Source organism: Aeromonas hydrophila subsp. hydrophila ATCC 7966, assembly GCF_000014805.1.
Taxonomy (GTDB): Bacteria; Pseudomonadota; Gammaproteobacteria; order Enterobacterales; family Aeromonadaceae; genus Aeromonas; species Aeromonas hydrophila.
The window spans coordinates 2174212-2191427 of record NC_008570.1; the positions used below are offsets into that span (position 1 = coordinate 2174212).

Genomic DNA, 17216 nt, shown 5'->3' on the forward strand with positions numbered 1-17216 from the left:
ATTTACACCGCTGCCCGTGCGGGCTAGATTGAAGTTTCTTTATCGCAGTCATCTAGCAGGAAGCCTTGTCATGCAGCATCAAACCGACGACGTTCGTATCAGTGAAATCAAAGAGTTATTGCCCCCGGTTGCGGTGCTTGAGAAGTTTCCGGCCACCGAGACCGCATCAAGTACCGTCTTTGAATCCCGTCAGGCCATCCATCAGATCCTGGCCGGTGAAGATCAGCGCTTGCTGGTGGTGATCGGTCCCTGTTCCATTCACGACCCCGCCGCCGCGCTGGAGTACGGCAAGCGCCTCAAGGTGCTGCGTGACGAACTCAAGGGCCAGCTGGAGATCGTGATGCGGGTCTACTTCGAGAAGCCGCGTACCACGGTGGGCTGGAAGGGGCTGATCAACGACCCCTACCTCGACAACAGCTGCCAGATCAACGACGGCCTGCGCATCGGTCGCAAGCTGCTGCTGGATCTCAACGACATGGGGCTGCCGACCGCCTCCGAATTCCTCGACATGATCACCCCGCAATACGTGGCGGATCTGATGAGCTGGGGCGCCATCGGTGCCCGTACCACCGAATCCCAGGTGCACCGCGAGCTGGCCTCCGGTCTCTCCTGCCCGGTGGGCTTCAAGAACGGCACCGACGGCACCATCAAGGTGGCCATCGACGCCATCGGAGCCGCCAGTGCGCCGCACCACTTCCTGTCGGTGACCAAGTACGGCCACTCCGCCATCGTCGCGACCCGGGGCAACCCGGACTGCCACATCATCCTGCGCGGCGGTCGTGAGCCGAACTACAGCGCCGCCCACGTGGACGAGGTGGTGAAGGGGCTGGACAAGGCCGGTCTGCCACAGAAGGTGATGATCGACTTCAGCCACGCCAACAGCAGCAAGCAGTTCAAGAACCAGATGCTGGTGGCCGAGGACGTGGCCGGTCAGCTGCGTGCCGGCAGCCGGGCTGTGTTTGGCGTCATGGTGGAGAGTCATCTGGTGGAGGGGCGTCAGGATCTGGTGGAAGGGTGCGAGCTCACCGTCGGTCAGAGCATCACAGATGCCTGCATCGGCTGGGCCGACACCGAAATCCTGCTGCGCAATCTGGCCGATGCGGTAGCCACTCGCAACGCGGGCTGATCCTGATCTGTCCTGGCTGCCTGCGGCAGCAGCAAGACAATAAAAAGCGCGACCTCGGGTCGCGCTTTTTTGTTGGAGCGTTGCGTCTTACCAGCGGTAGGTCTTGAGCAACTGCTCGAGCTTGCGGCACTGCTCCACCAGCTGGACGCTGGCGAGGTTGGCGGCGTGGGCCTGGCCCAGAGTATCGTTGGAGGTGTTGCGAATGTCGCTCACCGAGCCGTCCACTTCGCTGCAGACCCTGTCCTGCTCCTCGGCGGACTGCGCCATCTGGGCATTGAGATCGTTGATGCTGCTGATGCGGCCGATGATGTTCTGCATGGCGGCCAGGGTCGCCTCTGTCTTGTGGATGCTCTCGTCCGCCTTGGCCTTGGCATCCCCGATCACCGACACCGCGCTCTGGGCCTCGTTTTGCAGGGCGGCGATCATCTGGGAGATCTCCTCGCTGGCGGCGCGGCTGCGGTTGGAGAGGGCGCGTACCTCGTCGGCCACCACCGCAAAGCCTCGGCCCTGCTCGCCGGCCCGGGCCGCTTCGATGGCGGCGTTGAGGGCCAGCAGGTTGGTCTGATCCGCAATGCCCTTGATCACTTCCAGCACCCCGTCGACCGCCAGACAGCGGTTGTCGAGCTGCTGGATCACCCTGTCGACCCGCTCGATCTCCGCCGACATCTCGCCCATGTCGTTGATGGAGTGCTGGGCGAGGCGACTGGTGTTGGCCGCATCCTGGTTGGTGAGGGCGGAGAGCTCGGCGCTCTTGCGGGCGTGTTCGCGCACCTCGTGGGAGCTGGCGGCCAGCTCGCTCACGGCGGCGGCCACCTGTACCGTCATGCTCTCCTGCTGGCGGGCCGAGCCTTCGGTCTGGGTCGCCACCTGGCGGATCTGGTTGGACTCCTGATAGAGCTGGTGGGTGGCACTTTCCACTTCCTGCAGGCTGTGGCGAAACCCCTGCACCATGTCGCTGACGGCGCGGGTCATCTCGCCCAGCTCATCCCGGTTGGGATTGATCAGGGGGAGGGAGAGATCCCGCTCCTTGGCCATGCGGGTCATGGCCAGTTGCAGATGGCGTACCGGCCGCTTGATGTAGCGCTGCAGCACCCAGCCCAGCAGGCCGAAGCCCAGCCCGAACACCGCCACCAGGCTGCCGCTCAGGATCAGGTTGTTGCGATGGATCTCGCCAAAGGTGTGGCTGAGATCGTAACTGATGCGTACCGCCCCCATGACGGTACCTTCCGCCACCTGGTGGCAGGTGGTGCACTGGGTGCCACGGTACTCCTTGTAGGCTTTGAAGGGCTTGATCAGGGTGAGCTGGTTGCCCTGCTGCTCGAGAATGGTCTCGCCCTGGTTGATGGCGCGCTCATCCAGTTTGTCTTCAATCTGCTGATCCGGATGGCCGGGGCCGAACAGGCTGGTCACCGCCGGGGCGCGGATCAGACGGGCCTCGACGATGCCGGCCTCGCTCTTGAGCTTGGTCTGCACGATCTGGCGGTTGGCGATGGCTCCCGTCATCATCAGCACGTTGAGCTGATCCATGTAGGTGTTGGCGGCGCTCTCCACCTTTTCACCCGCCAGCCGGATGGCGAGATCCCGTTGCAGCCAGGCGGAGAGCTCGAAGCTGAGGGCGAAGGTGCAGCCGATGACCAGGGCGAGGGGGAGAAAGATTTTCCAGTTCAGAGACAGATTTTGCATCGTTGGCAGGTCCATGCGCAGGTGAGCGATCGTCAATGGTTGATGACTCTCCCCGCGCTCGCTCATCAGAACGGGGGAGATGGTTCTCTATCGGCACACCCTACCTCATCTTGAGTAAATTATCTGTTAACTGGATCTGTGTTGGAGGTTAATGGTGCGTAGCAAACGAGAGCTGTTCGTCGTTGAGTTGATCCAGCACAAACTTGGTATTTATTGATAGTGGTTATCATTTGCATTATTTCACCAGATAACCTTGCCTGCGATGACACCACAGCTGACCCCGACCATGACCGGTCTTGCCACCCCGGATCCCCTCAAGTTCGCCTTTGGCGCCAAGACCTCGGCCCACGCCAGTCGCGGCGGCATGCGCCCGCTCACCCTCGACCATGCCGACTGGCAAGCCTGGTGGCACCGCGAGAGCGAGGTGGATGAGCGGGCGCTCTATATCCACATCCCGTTTTGCCGCAAGCGCTGCAGCTTCTGCAATTTCTTTGAAAATGGCGCCAACCCGGCCCGTATCACCCGCTATGTCAACGCGCTCTGCCGCGCGCTCGCCCAGGCCGCTGAGACACCGTTCACCCAGAGCCGCCCCTTCACGGCCGTCTATGTGGGGGGCGGCACGCCGACGGACATGAGCGCCGACGAGCTGGCGATGCTGGCCGCCGCCATCCGTCGTTTTCCTTTGACTTCGGATGCGGAGGTGACCCTGGAGGGGCGCCTCAACGGCTTTGATGATGCCAAGTGGCACAGTGCGCTGGCGGGCGGCTTCAACCGCTTCTCGTTCGGAGTGCAGAGCTTTGATACCGAGGTGCGCCAGGAGGCGGCCCGCTTCGACGACCGGGAGACCCTGCTGATCCGGCTGGGGGAGCTGACCCGTCACGACGATGCGGTGATCGTGGCCGATCTCATCTTCGGCTTGCCGGGTCAGGATGATGCCGTGTGGCGTCAGGACATCGCGGATGTGATGGCGAGCGGGGTGCACGGGGTGGATCTCTATCAGCTCATCGCCATGGCCGGCACCAATCTGGCCCGTGCCGAGGCGAAGGGCAAGCTCGGCTGGGCCGCCGACGGCCAGCAGCGGGCCGCCATGTATGCCTATGGCGCCCAGACGCTGGAGCAGGGGGGCTGGCAGCGGCTCTCCTGTAGCCACTGGCGGCGCGGTGAGGCCGAGCAGAGTCGCTACAACCAGATGGCCAAGCGCGGCGCCGAGATCCTCCCCTTCGGGGCCGGGGCCGGCGGCAACGTGCATGGGCACGGCCTCATGTATGGCCGGGATCTGGCGCTCTGGCACGAGGCGCTGGCGGCGGATCTGCGGGCCCCCGGCATGGTGATGGGGCGCAACCCCAATGGCCGCCTCGATGGCCTGCTGCGCGGCGCACTCGACAGCGGCTGGCTGGCGCTGGCCCGCTTGCCGATGCCGCTGCGGGCACATCTGCAACCCTTGTTCGAGGCCTGGCAGCAGCACGGGCTGGCAACGCTGAGCGAGGGGCGGCTCGAGCTCACCCTGGCGGGGCGCTTCTGGAACGTCAATCTGCAGGCCGGGTTGTTTGAATACTTGCAGCTCAACCCGCTGGCGGGGTCGGGTACGTCACCTGCCGATCCGGCGCAGGCGGTGCGCCATTCGCTGGTGTGAGTGCGTTGGTCGAGAGGGCCGGGCAAAGAGATGAGAAACAAGGGGGGGCACCTGATGTGCCCCCTTGTTCGTTATGGCTGGTGGACCTCTTCCACCCGCACCCACAGCTGCCCCTCTGCAAGCTGGGTTACCAGCGTCTGGCCGGCATCGACCTGGGTGGCGCGGCTGATCACCTCACCGCTCTGGGTGCGGGTGATGGAGTAGCCGCGCCCCAGGGTGGCGAGCGGGCTCACCCCGTCGAGGCGGGCGCTGAGCATGGCGAGGCGGTGGTCGGCCAGATCCCGGCGTTTGGCGATGAGGGCATGGAGGCGCTCCTCGGCCAGCTGATGGCGACGCTTGCCGGCGGCCAGCAAGCGCTCCGGGCTCTTGCCCTGCAGGCGCAGCTCCAGATTGGCGAGGCGCCGCTCCCCCTGATGCAGTTTGTGGTTCATCAGCTGCTGCAAGCGGGCGGAGAGCTCGTCGAGGCGCTGGGATTGCTGCTCCAGCCGCCGCTTCGGATCCTGATGGTCGAGCCGCTTTTGCAGCAGGATGAAATCGTGGCGGGCAGCGGTCTGCTGGCGGTTCATCGCCTGCAGCAGTTGCTGCTTGAGATGGGCGAGGCGCTGGGCACGGGCGCTCTGATCCGGCGCCACCAGTTCGGCCGCCGCCGACGGGGTCGGGGCGCGCAAGTCGGCGGCAAAGTCGCTGATGGTGACGTCCACCTCGTGGCCTACCGCGCTCACCACCGGGATGGCGGAGTGGGCGATGGCGCGCGCCACCGCCTCTTCGTTGAAGCACCAGAGATCTTCGAGCGAGCCGCCGCCGCGCCCGACGATCAGCACATCCACCTCGGCGCGGCGGTTGGCCAGGGCAATGGCAGAGACGATCTGGCCGATGGCGGCGCTGCCCTGCACCTGGGTCGGGTAGATAAACACCGGCAGATCCGGCGCGCGGCGCCTCAGCACCGTCAGCATGTCGTGCAGGGCAGCACCAGTAGCGGAGGTGATGAGGCCCACCGCGCGCGGTTCACGCGGCAGCGGCCGCTTGCGCCCTTCGTCAAACAACCCCTCGGCGCCGAGGCGGCGCTTGAGCTCCTCAAAGCGCAGCGCCAGCACGCCGTCGCCCGCCGGCTGCATCGATTCGATGATCAGCTGGTAGTCGCCGCGCGGCTCATAAAGCGAGACCCGCGCTTGTACCAGCACCTGCATGCCATCCTGCGGGCGGAAGGCCACCCGCCGGTTGTTGCCCTTGAACATGGCGCAGCGCACCTGGGCCGACATGTCCTTGAGCGAGAAGTACCAGTGGCCGGAGCTTGGCATCGCCAGGTTGGAGAGCTCGCCGGTCAACCACACCAGCCCCAGATCCTGCTCCAGGATCATGCGCACGGCGCTGTTGAGGCGGGTGACGGTAAAGACCTGCTGTTGTCTGCTTTGACTCGGTTCGTTGCGGTAGTTCAAGGCTGGTCCTGCACTGTGTGCCCCGCCTTGGGGGCGGGGGCATAAAACAATGGCGCCATCTTAACGCAGTTCGGGGCGAACGCCGAGCGGCGCTGGCCCTGTCGGGTTCAGCGTGCGTCCGGATCCTGAGGCTGCGCCCGGGCCTGAACTGCCGGGGGGCTGGCCTGGCTGGTCACCAGCCAGACCGAGAGGCAGACGACCAGGCCCCCCAGCACGAAGCCCTGGTTCAAGGTCTCGCCCAGCACCAGCGCGCCCCACAAGATGCCGAAGGGGGGAATGAGGAAGGTGACGGTGAGGCTGCGCAGCGGGCCGATATCGGCGATCAGTCGAAAATAGAGCAGATAGGCGAGGGCGGTGCAGACCACGCCGACCGCCAGCACGCTGGCCCAGGCGGTGGGCACGGCCCAGTCGACCGCGGGGCTGGCCGCCAGCTGGTAAGCGAAAAAGGGCAGCAGGAACAGGCTGGCACCCAGCTGGCTGCCAAAGGCCACCAGCTTGGCATCGAGCCCGCCGCGATGGGTGATCCAGCTGCGGGTGAGAAAACCGGCGAGGCCGTAGCAGGCGGTGGCAAACAGGCAGGCCAGCACCCCGGGCAGCAGATGCCCACCGGCACTCACCTCGCCGGTGGTGGTGATGAGGCTGATCCCGATCACCCCCAATACCACCCCCAGCCATTTGCGCCTGTCAAGGCGCTCGTTGAAGCAGGAAAAGCCGATGAGGGCCCCCATCAGCGGCGTGGTGGCGTTGAGGATGGCCGAGTAGCCGGCCGGCAGCCAGAGGGCGGCGATGGCGTACATCAGAAACGGGATGGCGGAGTTGATGACGCCGAGCAGCATGGCGGACTTGAGCTTGCCCTGAAACCCCATGGGGGCGCGCAGCAGCAGGAGCATGACGGCAAGCCCGATGAGGGCGAACAGGACCCGCAGGAAGGTGGTGTTGACGGCGCCAAACGCCGGGGCTGCGATGCGCATGAACAGGAAGCTGGCGCCCCAGATGGCGGCCAGCAGAAGCAGGCGCCCATAATCGGCAGGTTTCATGGTGTCGTCCTTGAGGTGATGGTGGCCAATATTGGCGCTGCATCGGCATGATGCCGACAAGGTGCCTGTGCTGGCAACTGCCTGGATGGCAGCAGGGCATCCATGCCCTGGCGTACCGGTGTGTGGGTGACGGGAGCGTTACGGCTCCGGCTGGCTCACGAAGGCAATCTTGTGCAGGCCGTGTTGGGAGGCCTGGGCCATCACCCTGGCGATGATGCCGTACTCCACCTTGCGATCGATGCGCAGCTGGATCTCGGGCAGCTCCCCCTCGGCCTGGCCGGCGCTCTCCATCTTGGCGAGCAGGGCTGCCTCGTCGACCTCTTGATCGTTCCAGTAGATCTTGCCGGCGCCATCGATGGCGAGGTTGATGTCCTGCTTGTCTGGCTGGTTGAGCTGGCTGCTGGCCTCGGGCAGCTCCAGCTTGACCGCGTTGGTGAGCAGGGGGGCGGTGATCATGAAGACGATGAGCAGCACCAGCATGACGTCGATCATCGGGATCATGTTGATCTCGGAGAGGGGTTGATCGTCCCCCTCGTCCGACAGTTTGCCAAATGCCATCAGCCGCGCCCCTGTCTGGTTTCCCGCTCGACCAGCGGGGTGACGTTGTTGGTGGCGACCTGCTCGAAGCCGGTCACCAGCAGGGTAAACAGGTCGTGGCCAAACTCCTCCAGCGCCGCGAGCCTGAGGCGATTGCGCCGCACGAAGAAGTTGTAGATGAGCACGGCCGGCAGGGCGACCGCGAGGCCGAAGCCGGTCATGATCAGCGCCTCGCCCACGGGGCCGGCGACCTTGTCCAGACTGCTCTGACCGGCGGCGCCAATGGCCAGCAGGGCGTGGTAGATGCCCCAGACGGTGCCGAACAGCCCGATGAAGGGGGCTGCCGAGCCCACCGAGGCGAGGAAGGCCAGCCCCTGCTCCAGCCGCACCCGCTCCTGGGTGATGGCACGGCGCATGGCGCGCAGCAGATATTCATCCGGCGAGCCCAGCTTGCAGCTGACCGCACGCTCCTCGGCCCGGTTCAGCTGGGCCACGGCCGCCAACGCGGCGCCGGTCAGCCGGCCATAGGCTTCCTGCGGCGGCAGGTGGGCCAACTGGCGCTCCATCTCCTGCACGCTGTCGTGCTGCCAGAAATCGGCGATGAAGCGGGCGTTGAGGCGTTGTTCTCGCTGTGCGAGATAGCCCTTGAGCAGGGCGTAGTAGCAGGTACCAAGGGACATCAATACCAGCAGGATGAAGGGGATCAGCCCCACACCGCTGTTCTGGCTGAGCAGGTGGGCGATGCCCATGCCGTTGCTTGCGATTTCAGGATCCATGTTCAAGCCCTTAATTTGAAAATGATGGTGACTTTTGCCGAGGCCTCGACGGCCACGTTGTTCTGTTTGGCAGGAATGAATTTCCAGCGGCTGACGGTCTTGCGGGCCGTCATGTCCAGCCGCCGATAGCCGCTGCTCTTGTCCACCTCCACCGAGGCGGCGGTGCCCTCTGCCGTCACCCGCACATTGAGGATGACCCGCCCCTCTTCTCCCCGTCGTCTCGACTCATAGGGGTATTGGGGCTCGGGGTTGTTGAGCCGTGCATCGCGGGCGATGGGGGCGCTGTTGCCCGCGCCTCCGCCAGCCTTGTGGGCAGGACTCTGACTGGTACTTCCGCCGCTCGCCTGTGTGGCCGTTGCCGTCGTCGCAGGGGCGGGCGCAGTGACCGGCGGTTGCGGACTGCTCACCGGCATGACCTTGGCGGGCTGCACCGGCGGGGTACGGTTTTTAAGCGGTTTGACCACCGGCTTGACGCTTTTCTTGACTGGCTTGAGCGGCGGTTTTTTGGGGGTTGGCAACGGCTTGGCTTTTTGCGGCACTTTTTGTACTTGCTGCACTTTTTGTACGTGCTGCACTGTGGGAGCAGGAGCCGGGGCCGCCTTGGCTGGTGCATCATTGGCCGCTGCCTCGCCAACCCAGCGGGCCGACAGGGTCAGCGGCAAGGGCAGGGTGATGGGCGCGGGCTGGTGCGCATAGAGCCACCAGAAGGCGGCAAGATGCAGGGCGATCGCGATGGCAAGGCAAACGAGACGGGCGGCGTCGGGATCGTTGGCGGGCAGTGTTGGTCTCGGGCTGCAGGAGTCCATCACTTGTCTCCCTTCCAGGTCTTCATATTCATACTCAAACGGCTAGTGTGAAGGCGCCAGAACAGGCGTCAGGCCGCTAGCATGCCTGATAACGAGAATCATAAACAACAACCATTATCAATCGCATTTTAATCGTGGTGAGGCTGGCTCGCAGGCAATAAGAAGCCGGACCGGGCAGTGGCGTTCCCGGCTGGCAACGGGTTGAGCGGTGTGGGCCGGCACCGGTCTTGTCCCCCTGTTGGCTGGCAGCGTCACAGCTCCAGCAATACCCCCAGCTCCACCACCCGGTTGGCGGGAATATGAAAGAAGTCGGTCGCCTTGAGGGAGTTGCGGTTCATCCAGACGAACAGGCCTTCTCGCCAGCGTGCCATGCCAGGCAGATCGGTGCTGACCAGATTCTCGTGGGAGAGGAAGAAGGAGGTCTTGGCCATGGTGACCTTCAAATCCTCCTGAGCGCAGGCTTGGAAGATCTCCTCCATGGAGGGCACCTCCTTGTAGCCAAAGTGGGCGACCACCTGCCAGAACCCCTCGCCAAGGTGGGTGAGCTCGATGCGCTCCTTGAAGGAGAGCCAGGGCTCGTCCTTGATCTGAACGGTCAGGAAAATGACCCGTTCATGCAGGATCTTGTTGTGTTTGAGGTTGTGCAGCATGGCGTGGGGCACCACCTGCACCGATTTGGAGAGAAACACGGCGGTGCCGGGGACCTGCAGCGGCGGGTGTGCCTGCATGTTGTCGACAAACCCCTTCAGCGCCAGTGACTTGTGCTCCAGCTTGTCGAGCACCAGCTCCCGTCCGCGCTTCCAGGTGGTCATCACTATGATGGCCAGCAGCGCAAACAGGATGGGGAGCCAGCCACCGGCCAGAAACTTGGTGGTATTGGCGGCAAAGAAGGTGACATCGACCAGCAGCAGCGGTGCGCATATCAGTGCAATCAGCCAGCGCGACCACTTCCAGCGGCGGGCGGCTACCACCATCAGCAGCAAAGTGGTCAGTGCCATGGTGCCGGTCACCGCGATGCCGTAGGCGGCGGCCAGGTTGCTTGAACTCTGGAACCAGATGATGACGATGATGATGCCTCCCAGCAGCAGCCAGTTCACCAGCGGCAGGTAGATCTGGCCTATCTCGTGCTCCGAGGTGTGGCGGATCTCCTGACGGGGCAGGTAGCCGAGCAAAATGGCCTGGCGCACCACCGAGTAGGTGCCCGAGATCACCGCCTGGGAGGCGATGACGGTGGCCAGGGTGGCGAGGATCAGCAGGGGAAAGGCCAGCCAGGAGGGGGCGAGCAGGTAGAAGGGGTTTTCGATGGCGGCGGGATTGCGCAGCAGCAGGGCTCCCTGGCCGAAGTAGTTGAGCAGCAGGGCGGGCATTACCAGAGAACCCCAGGCCAGCTGGATGGCGCCACGGCCAAAGTGGCCCATGTCGGCGTAGAGCGCCTCCGTCCCGGTGACGCAGAGCACGACGGCTCCCAGGGTGATGAAGGCGATACCCGGTCGGCTGACCATGAAATCGAGGGCGTAGAGCGGGTTGACGGCCTGCAGGATGGCGGGGTTTTGCACGATCTCATAGGCCCCGAGCGCCGCCAGCACCCCGAACCAGAGCAGCATGATGGGGCCGAACAGGCGACCGATGCCGGCGGTGCCGTAATGCTGGGCCCCGAACAGGATCACCAGCACGGTGAGGGTGATGGGCAGCACGAACGGCGCCAGCTCCGGGGTGATCACCTGCAACCCTTCGACCGCCGAGAGCACCGAGATGGCGGGGGTGATCACCGCATCCCCGATGAACAGCCCCACGCCGACCAGACCGAGCAGCATGAGCAGGGCGCGCGGCTTGGCCGGGAGGCGGCGGGAGGCCAGGGAGGCGAGGGTGAGGATCCCCCCTTCTCCCTTGTCGTCGGCCCGGAGCACCAGCAGCACATATTTGAATGAGACCACGATCATGATGGTCCAGAAGAAGAGGGAGACGATGGAGAGGATCCCCTCCGGAGTGGGCTGCAGACCCAGGTGTCCGGCGAAGCTCTCCTTGAGGGCATAGAGCGGGCTGGTGCCGAGATCGCCATAGACGACCCCCAGTGCCGCCAGGGTAATGGCCATGCGCCCTTGCTGGTGTCCGTGGCTCATCATGAAATTCCATTTCAATTCAGACTGTTAATCATGATACGCAGGCACAGGCACAAAGGAAACCCGCACCACGAAAAGGTCCCTGCGTTTGGAGTGCCGGGTTGGGTGACACAGCCCGGATGTTGCCCTGCTGGATTTAGTGTTTGAGGGGGATGGCCAAGCGCGCATGAGCTTGCTGTCGAGTGTGCTCGAGCAGGGCCAAACAGTCTGCAACGGGGGAGGGGAAGCGGGGCTGTGTGAAAAAATGAAACGGGAACTTTTTTGCATAAAACCGCAATGAGACAACTCTTTTGTCCCCAAAAGGCTGTTTTGCGACTGAAAATGTTGGTTTTTTAGCGGCTTGGCGGCTGAAAAGGCCAAAACGCCATAAAAAATTCAAAAAACTTCTTTACCAGTGACCAATGCGTGAGTAAACTTCGTCGGCAATATTTTACACCCCCACTTCCTCAACGGTGAGATATTGCCATGCTCAGGATTGCCAAAGAAGCGTTAACCTTCGACGATGTACTGTTGGTTCCCGCCCACTCCGAAGTTCTTCCCAATACTGCCGATCTGCGTACCAAGCTGACCTCTGCCATCAGCCTGAACATCCCCATGATCTCCGCTGCCATGGACACAGTGACCGAAGCCCGTCTGGCTATCGCACTGGCCCAGGAAGGCGGTATCGGCTTTATCCACAAGAACATGTCCATCGAGCAGCAGGCTGCCGAAGTGCGCAAGGTCAAGAAGTACGAGAGCGGTGTGGTCACTGACCCCGTCACCGTACGCCCCGACATGACCATCGCCCAGATCAAAGAGCTGAGCCACAAGAACGGTTTCGCCGGTTATCCGGTGGTGACCGAGGGCAATCAGCTGGTCGGCATCATCACCGGTCGTGATGTGCGCTTCGTGATCGATCTCTCCCAGACTGTCGAACAGATCATGACCCAGAAGGATCGTCTGGTCACCGTGCGTGAAGGCGCCCCCCGCGAAGAGGTGGTTGGCCTGATGCAGAAGCACCGTATCGAGAAGGTGCTGGTGGTCAACGCCGACTTCAAACTCAAGGGCATGATCACCGTCAAAGACTTCCAGAAAGCCGAGCGCAAGCCGAACGCCTGTAAAGACGACAAGGGTCGTCTGCGGGTGGGTGCTGCCGTCGGTGCCGGTGCAGGCAACGAAGAGCGCGTCGCCGCCCTGGTGGAAGCCGGTGTGGACGTGCTGCTGATCGACTCCTCCCACGGCCACTCCCAGGGCGTGCTGGATCGCATCAAGGCGACCCGCGAAGCCTACCCTGATCTGCAGATCATCGGCGGCAACGTCGCCACCGCCGCCGGTGCCAAGGCGCTGGCCGCTGCCGGCGTCAACGCCGTCAAGGTCGGTATTGGCCCGGGCTCCATCTGTACTACCCGTATCGTGACCGGCGTGGGCGTGCCCCAGATCACCGCCATCTCCGACGCCGTCGACGCGCTGGAAGGCACCGGCATCCCGGTGATTGCCGATGGTGGCATCCGCTTCTCCGGTGACGTGGCCAAGGCCATCGCCGCTGGCGCAAGCTGCGTCATGGTGGGCTCCATGTTCGCCGGTACCGAAGAGGCGCCGGGCGAGATCGAGCTCTACCAGGGTCGCTCCTTCAAATCCTACCGTGGCATGGGGTCCCTCGGCGCCATGTCCAAGGGCTCCAGCGACCGCTACTTCCAGACCGACAACGCCGCCGACAAGCTGGTGCCAGAAGGTATCGAAGGCCGCGTGCCGTACAAGGGCCGCCTCAAAGAGATCATCCACCAGCAGATGGGTGGCCTGCGCTCCTCCATGGGGTTGACCGGCAGCGCCACCATCGACGACATGCGCACCAAGGCCGAATTCGTGCGCATCTCGGGCGCCGGGATGAAAGAGTCCCACGTTCACGACGTGACCATTACCAAAGAAGCCCCCAACTATCGGATGGGCTGATAAAACGGGGCTGCGGCCCCGTTTCTCCACCGCTTTTTTATCCCGTGCTTTTTGTGACAACAGCAGCCTGATGCAGGAATAAAATGACTAAAGACATTCACCAGCACCGTATCCTTATCCTCGACTTCGGTTCCCAGTACACCCAGCTGATCGCCCGCCGCGTGCGTGAAATCGGCGTCTACTGCGAACTGTGGGCCTGGGATGTGACCGAAGAGCAGATGCGCGAATTCAATCCGAGCGGCATCATCCTCTCCGGCGGCCCCGAGTCCGTCACCGAAGCAGGCAGTCCGCGCGCCCCTGAGTACGTGTTCAACGCCGGCGTGCCGGTGTTTGGCATCTGCTACGGCATGCAGACCATGGCCGAGCAGCTGGGTGGCAAGGTGCAATCCTCCACCGAACGTGAGTTCGGCTACGCCAAGGTGGAAGTGCTGGGCAACTCTGGCAAGACCAGTGCCCTCTTGCGCAACATCGAAGATGCCATCGCCGACAACGGCAATGCGCTGCTGGATGTGTGGATGAGCCACGGTGACAAGGTCACCACCATCCCGGCCGACTTCACCACCATCGCCCAGACCGCCACCTGCCCGCACGCTGCCATGGCCAATGAGGCCAAGCGTTTCTACGGCGTGCAGTTCCACCCGGAAGTGACCCACACCCGTCAGGGTGCCCGCATGCTGGAGCACTTCGTCAAAGACATCTGCGGCTGTGAATGCCTGTGGACCCCGGCCACCATCATCGACGACGCCGTTGCCCGCATCCGTGAGCAGGTGGGTGACGACGAGGTGATCCTCGGCCTCTCCGGCGGGGTCGACTCCTCCGTGGTTGCTATGCTGGTGCACCGTGCCATCGGCGATCGCCTGACCTGCGTCTTCGTCGACAACGGTCTGCTGCGCCTGAACGAAGGCCAGCAGGTGATGGAGATGTTTGGCGATCACTTTGGTCTGAACATCGTCAAGGTCGATGCCGAAGAGCGCTTCCTCTCTGCCCTGGCCGGTGAAGATGAGCCGGAAGCCAAGCGCAAGATCATCGGCCGCGTGTTCGTCGAAGTGTTCGACGATGAAGCGAAAAAGCTGAAAAACGCCCGCTGGCTGGCGCAAGGCACCATCTATCCGGACGTCATCGAATCTGCTGCCAGCAAGACCGGCAAGGCCCACGTCATCAAGTCTCACCACAACGTCGGCGGCCTGCCGGAAGAGATGAAGATGGGTCTGGTCGAACCGCTGCGCGAGCTGTTCAAAGACGAAGTACGCCGCGTTGGCCTCGAGCTGGGTCTGCCCTACGACATGCTCTACCGTCACCCGTTCCCGGGGCCGGGTCTGGGCGTGCGGGTGCTTGGCGAAGTGAAAAAAGAGTACTGCGACCTGCTGCGCAAGGCCGATGCGGTCTTTATCGAAGAGCTGCGCAAAGCCGACCTCTACAATCAGGTCAGCCAGGCGTTCGCCGTGTTCCTGCCGGTGCGCTCCGTTGGCGTCATGGGCGATGGTCGCAAGTATGACTGGGTCATTGCACTTCGCGCCGTCGAAACCATCGACTTTATGACCGCCCACTGGGCCCACCTGCCGTACGACTTCCTCGGTCACGTCTCGAATCGCATCATCAACGAGATCAACGGTATCTCCCGCGTGGTGTACGACGTCTCCGGCAAGCCGCCCGCAACCATCGAATGGGAATAAGCGGCTAACGCCCTTTCACCCTTCAAACATAAAAATGTAAAAAAGACGCCCTTGCGGCGTCTTTTCTTTTTCCAATCGTTTGCGCCTCACTTTTCCCCTCGCTAGCTGCTTTCTTCCCTCCCTGCCTCTGTCAGATATGACAGGGGGTGTTTTATGGATCTCGCACTAGGCTCAGCCATGCCAATTGAGACCGGTGCTGTGAGGCGAGGGTCGTGGCAGTAGGGGAGGGTGACGACAGCAACGCCTTCATGGGCACTGTCGACACCGGACATACCAAATCTGGTGTGGCCCCCGGTGGAGTCCGGACACCACTTGAATAAACGGGGCGGAACCCGAACAGCCAAACGAGTAGGGACAAGAGATCACGGAGGGTTTGTTATGTCAGAACAAGCAGTGTTGTTGGGCGGATGGACTGCCTACCACAAGCTGAGCGCCAAAGATCAGGCCGTATTCAACCAGGCGCTGGAAGGATTTGTCGGGGTGCAGTACACCCCCTTTGAAGTCTCCACCCAGGTCGTCGCCGGCACCAACTACCGCTTCAAATGCAAAACCACGGTGCCGCTGCCCAACCCGATCCACGGGGAAGCCGTGGTGCAGATCTTCCAATCCCTGGATGGCTCGGCCCATATCACCTCCATCACCCCGATCTGATTGGGTAGTGGGGCTAGGTGGGGAGGAGAAAAGCCCTCAACCGGTTGGCTCCAACGTCCAGCAACAAGAAAGACGCCTTAGGGCGTCTTTTCTTTATCTAGGATCCGGCACCGTTGATATGTGGCCAGCATTGGTACTTCTTATTTAATTTGTTGATCTTGCTCAGGAAACAGCCATCTCACACTTTTTATTATCTTCCTTGCTCGCTAGCATACTGGCTCGGTAACAGCCTTTTTTCGTCAAGTTAGAGTAGCCGCAGAGTTATATGGCAAGCTCAGTAAACTGACCTGTACCGCTTCCCATCTAATCGCCATTAGAGGTCACATGCAGCTTACAGTGCATGAAAACTGGATTGAAGGTGATGGTGTTCGCTTTAAAGGTGAATATCCAGTCCTCAGCGCATCACTGATTCACGAACACGTTTTGGTCATATATGACTGGATGGCCTTTGAGAGAAATAGCCCGGCTAGAAACCTATTTTGCTATGCTCGTGCGGGGAGTTTTATTTGGCGGGCATCAGATATTGGTCAAGGTGCGGTTGATGCCTACACCTACATTACAAGTGAATCTCCATTATGGGTAGGGAATTTTGCGGGATTCAACTGCAGAGTTGATGAGGCATCAGGTAATGTATTAGAGACATATTTCAATAAATGACCCTTAATATATTATTTACTTCGTTCACGGCTTTGCGAATTTTTTAACAAAAAATTGGAGAGACTATGAGAAAGCCAAGAGTATTTATCGGTTCATCTGTTGAAAGCCTACCTATAGCAGATGCAATTGCTGAAAACTTAGAGTTTGATGCAGAAGTTACAATATGGCGGAATGGTACATTTAATATTTCGAGTAACGCTCTTGATGACTTGATTTCAAAAGCTAAGTCTGTGGATTTCTCTATTTTCATTTTTTCTCCTGATGATCTGACAATTATTAGATCTAGAGAAAAGTATGTTGTAAGAGATAACGTAGTTTTTGAACTTGGTTTGTTTATTGGTGCAATAGGAAAGAACCGGTGTTTTATTGTAAAGCCACGTGGCGTTGACTTGCATTTCCCAAGTGATCTTCTAGGTATTACTCCAACTGATTTTGATGCAAACAGAAGTGATGAAGACTTAGCGTCATCTCTCAATTACTCAGCTACACAAATAAAACGAGCTTTCAAACTACAAGGTTTGCTTGAACTTGATTCTGTTCAGGAAAAATCACGTATTGATGTAAATGTTCAATTAGCAACGCTTACCGACACAGATATGATCGCATTGTCAGTGTTGCTTGAGTCTGTAAACTCAGATGTTGATGGTTGCGTTAGTTGGGATTTGTATAATCGTTTCATTAAATATGATTTAAGTTCGGCTAAAATCAACTTAGCTATAATAAAACTCACCCGTTTAGGCATGATCGAAAAATTAAATAGCTCTGATTTCAATGGTAATGAGTATTTTAGCTACAAGTTAACTGAGTACGGAAATGACGTTTGTCTATCAAATCAAGATCGTATTGAAACTCTTACTTCACCAGAGAAATGTTAATCTGGCTGGGGTATTCCTCCGCTATTTAGAGTGTTGTAGTTGTAGGGTGCAATGAAATTGCACCTCTACTTTTGTTCCTTCTAGTTTGCCAAAAAGTCGCTCTGAAAACGGTGCAATGCGCTGCGCTTATTGCATCCTACATGTCTCGTTAATTTGCTGGGGTGGTGTTGCTAAGCGCTATGTCTCGCCAAAGCAACAAAAAGGGGCGATCTGCGTCCCGACTCTGCTAATGCCCTCGCTTTATATCGTGAATGCTCGTTCGGCGTGACCTTGATAG

14 protein-coding genes are annotated in these 17216 nt (G+C 60.8%); 7 read left to right on the forward strand and 7 right to left on the reverse strand.

All coding sequences use genetic code 11. The annotated features are described in order from the left end of the window. Positions 1-70 precede the first annotated feature (70 nt). Positions 71-1126, forward strand: coding sequence for a 3-deoxy-7-phosphoheptulonate synthase AroG (gene aroG, locus AHA_RS09995; protein WP_011705850.1), 1056 nt, complete (start codon positions 71-73; stop codon positions 1124-1126). Between the two features lie 87 nt (positions 1127-1213). Here aroG and AHA_RS10000 read toward each other — a convergent pair whose 3' ends face one another. After that, a complete protein-coding gene (locus AHA_RS10000) occupies positions 1214-2809 on the reverse strand; it encodes a methyl-accepting chemotaxis protein (protein WP_026080109.1) in 1596 nt (531 codons plus the stop codon). 262 nt (positions 2810-3071) lie between these two features. Here AHA_RS10000 and hutW point away from each other — a divergent pair, with 262 nt between their 5' ends. Continuing rightward, positions 3072-4442, forward strand: coding sequence for a heme anaerobic degradation radical SAM methyltransferase ChuW/HutW (gene hutW / locus AHA_RS10005; RefSeq protein ID WP_164927614.1), 1371 nt, complete (start codon positions 3072-3074; stop codon positions 4440-4442). A gap of 71 nt (positions 4443-4513) precedes the next feature. Here hutW and xseA read toward each other — a convergent pair whose 3' ends face one another. The 6 genes from xseA to AHA_RS10035 form a co-directional block, all read right to left on the reverse strand. Next, positions 4514-5878: an exodeoxyribonuclease VII large subunit gene (xseA, locus tag AHA_RS10010; RefSeq protein WP_011705853.1), complete on the reverse strand. Its 1365-nt coding sequence runs from the start codon at positions 5876-5878 to the stop codon at positions 4514-4516. A gap of 107 nt (positions 5879-5985) precedes the next feature. After that, positions 5986-6915, reverse strand: a complete 930-nt coding sequence (locus AHA_RS10015) for a DMT family transporter (protein WP_011705854.1) — start codon at positions 6913-6915, stop codon at positions 5986-5988. A 138-nt stretch (positions 6916-7053) separates the two neighbouring features. Further along, positions 7054-7473, reverse strand: coding sequence for an ExbD/TolR family protein (locus AHA_RS10020; RefSeq protein ID WP_011705855.1), 420 nt, complete (start codon positions 7471-7473; stop codon positions 7054-7056). Then, the gene (locus AHA_RS10025; RefSeq protein ID WP_011705856.1) at positions 7473-8228 is read right to left on the reverse strand and encodes a MotA/TolQ/ExbB proton channel family protein; all 756 of its coding nucleotides are present in this window, start codon (positions 8226-8228) and stop codon (positions 7473-7475) included. Before AHA_RS10025 ends, AHA_RS10020 begins: the two co-directional genes overlap by 1 nt. 2 nt (positions 8229-8230) lie before the next feature. Next, entirely contained in the window at positions 8231-9034 is an 804-nt protein-coding gene (locus AHA_RS10030) for an energy transducer TonB (protein WP_011705857.1), read from the reverse strand. Between the two features lie 251 nt (positions 9035-9285). After that, positions 9286-11154 (reverse strand): potassium transporter Kup, encoded by a 1869-nt coding sequence (locus tag AHA_RS10035; protein WP_202795501.1) that lies wholly within the window; start codon positions 11152-11154, stop codon positions 9286-9288. Between the two features lie 465 nt (positions 11155-11619). On the opposite strand from AHA_RS10035, the gene guaB reads away from it, so the two are divergent. The 5 genes from guaB to AHA_RS10060 all read left to right on the forward strand — a co-directional run bounded on the left by guaB (position 11620) and on the right by AHA_RS10060 (position 16939). After that, positions 11620-13083 (forward strand): IMP dehydrogenase, encoded by a 1464-nt coding sequence (gene guaB, locus AHA_RS10040; protein WP_011705859.1) that lies wholly within the window; start codon positions 11620-11622, stop codon positions 13081-13083. A gap of 83 nt (positions 13084-13166) precedes the next feature. After that, the gene (guaA, locus tag AHA_RS10045) at positions 13167-14756 is read left to right on the forward strand and encodes a glutamine-hydrolyzing GMP synthase (protein ID WP_011705860.1); all 1590 of its coding nucleotides are present in this window, start codon (positions 13167-13169) and stop codon (positions 14754-14756) included. 378 nt (positions 14757-15134) lie between these two features. Then, complete coding sequence (locus AHA_RS10050; RefSeq protein ID WP_010633780.1) at positions 15135-15407, forward strand: hypothetical protein; 273 nt, start codon at positions 15135-15137, stop codon at positions 15405-15407. Between the two features lie 324 nt (positions 15408-15731). Continuing rightward, a complete protein-coding gene (locus AHA_RS10055; protein ID WP_139348866.1) occupies positions 15732-16064 on the forward strand; it encodes a hypothetical protein in 333 nt (110 codons plus the stop codon). Between the two features lie 65 nt (positions 16065-16129). Beyond that, a complete protein-coding gene (locus tag AHA_RS10060) occupies positions 16130-16939 on the forward strand; it encodes a TIR domain-containing protein (protein WP_011705862.1) in 810 nt (269 codons plus the stop codon). Positions 16940-17216: the final 277 nt, after the last annotated feature.

What these genes read in the sequence shown, in the direction of transcription:
- AHA_RS10055 (WP_139348866.1), top strand. Translation starts at nt 15,732, where the DNA reads ATGCAGCTTACAGTGCATGAAAACTGGATTGAAGGTGATGGTGTTCGC.
- guaB (WP_011705859.1), top strand. Translation starts at nt 11,620, where the DNA reads ATGCTCAGGATTGCCAAAGAAGCGTTAACCTTCGACGATGTACTGTTG.
- AHA_RS10020 (WP_011705855.1), bottom strand. Translation starts at nt 7,473, where the DNA reads ATGGCATTTGGCAAACTGTCGGACGAGGGGGACGATCAACCCCTCTCC.
- AHA_RS10025 (WP_011705856.1), bottom strand. Translation starts at nt 8,228, where the DNA reads ATGGATCCTGAAATCGCAAGCAACGGCATGGGCATCGCCCACCTGCTC.
- guaA (WP_011705860.1), top strand. Translation starts at nt 13,167, where the DNA reads ATGACTAAAGACATTCACCAGCACCGTATCCTTATCCTCGACTTCGGT.
- AHA_RS10035 (WP_202795501.1), bottom strand. Translation starts at nt 11,154, where the DNA reads ATGAGCCACGGACACCAGCAAGGGCGCATGGCCATTACCCTGGCGGCA.
- AHA_RS10015 (WP_011705854.1), bottom strand. Translation starts at nt 6,915, where the DNA reads ATGAAACCTGCCGATTATGGGCGCCTGCTTCTGCTGGCCGCCATCTGG.
- aroG (WP_011705850.1), top strand. Translation starts at nt 71, where the DNA reads ATGCAGCATCAAACCGACGACGTTCGTATCAGTGAAATCAAAGAGTTA.
- AHA_RS10060 (WP_011705862.1), top strand. Translation starts at nt 16,130, where the DNA reads ATGAGAAAGCCAAGAGTATTTATCGGTTCATCTGTTGAAAGCCTACCT.
- AHA_RS10050 (WP_010633780.1), top strand. Translation starts at nt 15,135, where the DNA reads ATGTCAGAACAAGCAGTGTTGTTGGGCGGATGGACTGCCTACCACAAG.
- AHA_RS10000 (WP_026080109.1), bottom strand. Translation starts at nt 2,809, where the DNA reads ATGCAAAATCTGTCTCTGAACTGGAAAATCTTTCTCCCCCTCGCCCTG.
- AHA_RS10030 (WP_011705857.1), bottom strand. Translation starts at nt 9,034, where the DNA reads ATGGACTCCTGCAGCCCGAGACCAACACTGCCCGCCAACGATCCCGAC.
- hutW (WP_164927614.1), top strand. Translation starts at nt 3,072, where the DNA reads ATGACACCACAGCTGACCCCGACCATGACCGGTCTTGCCACCCCGGAT.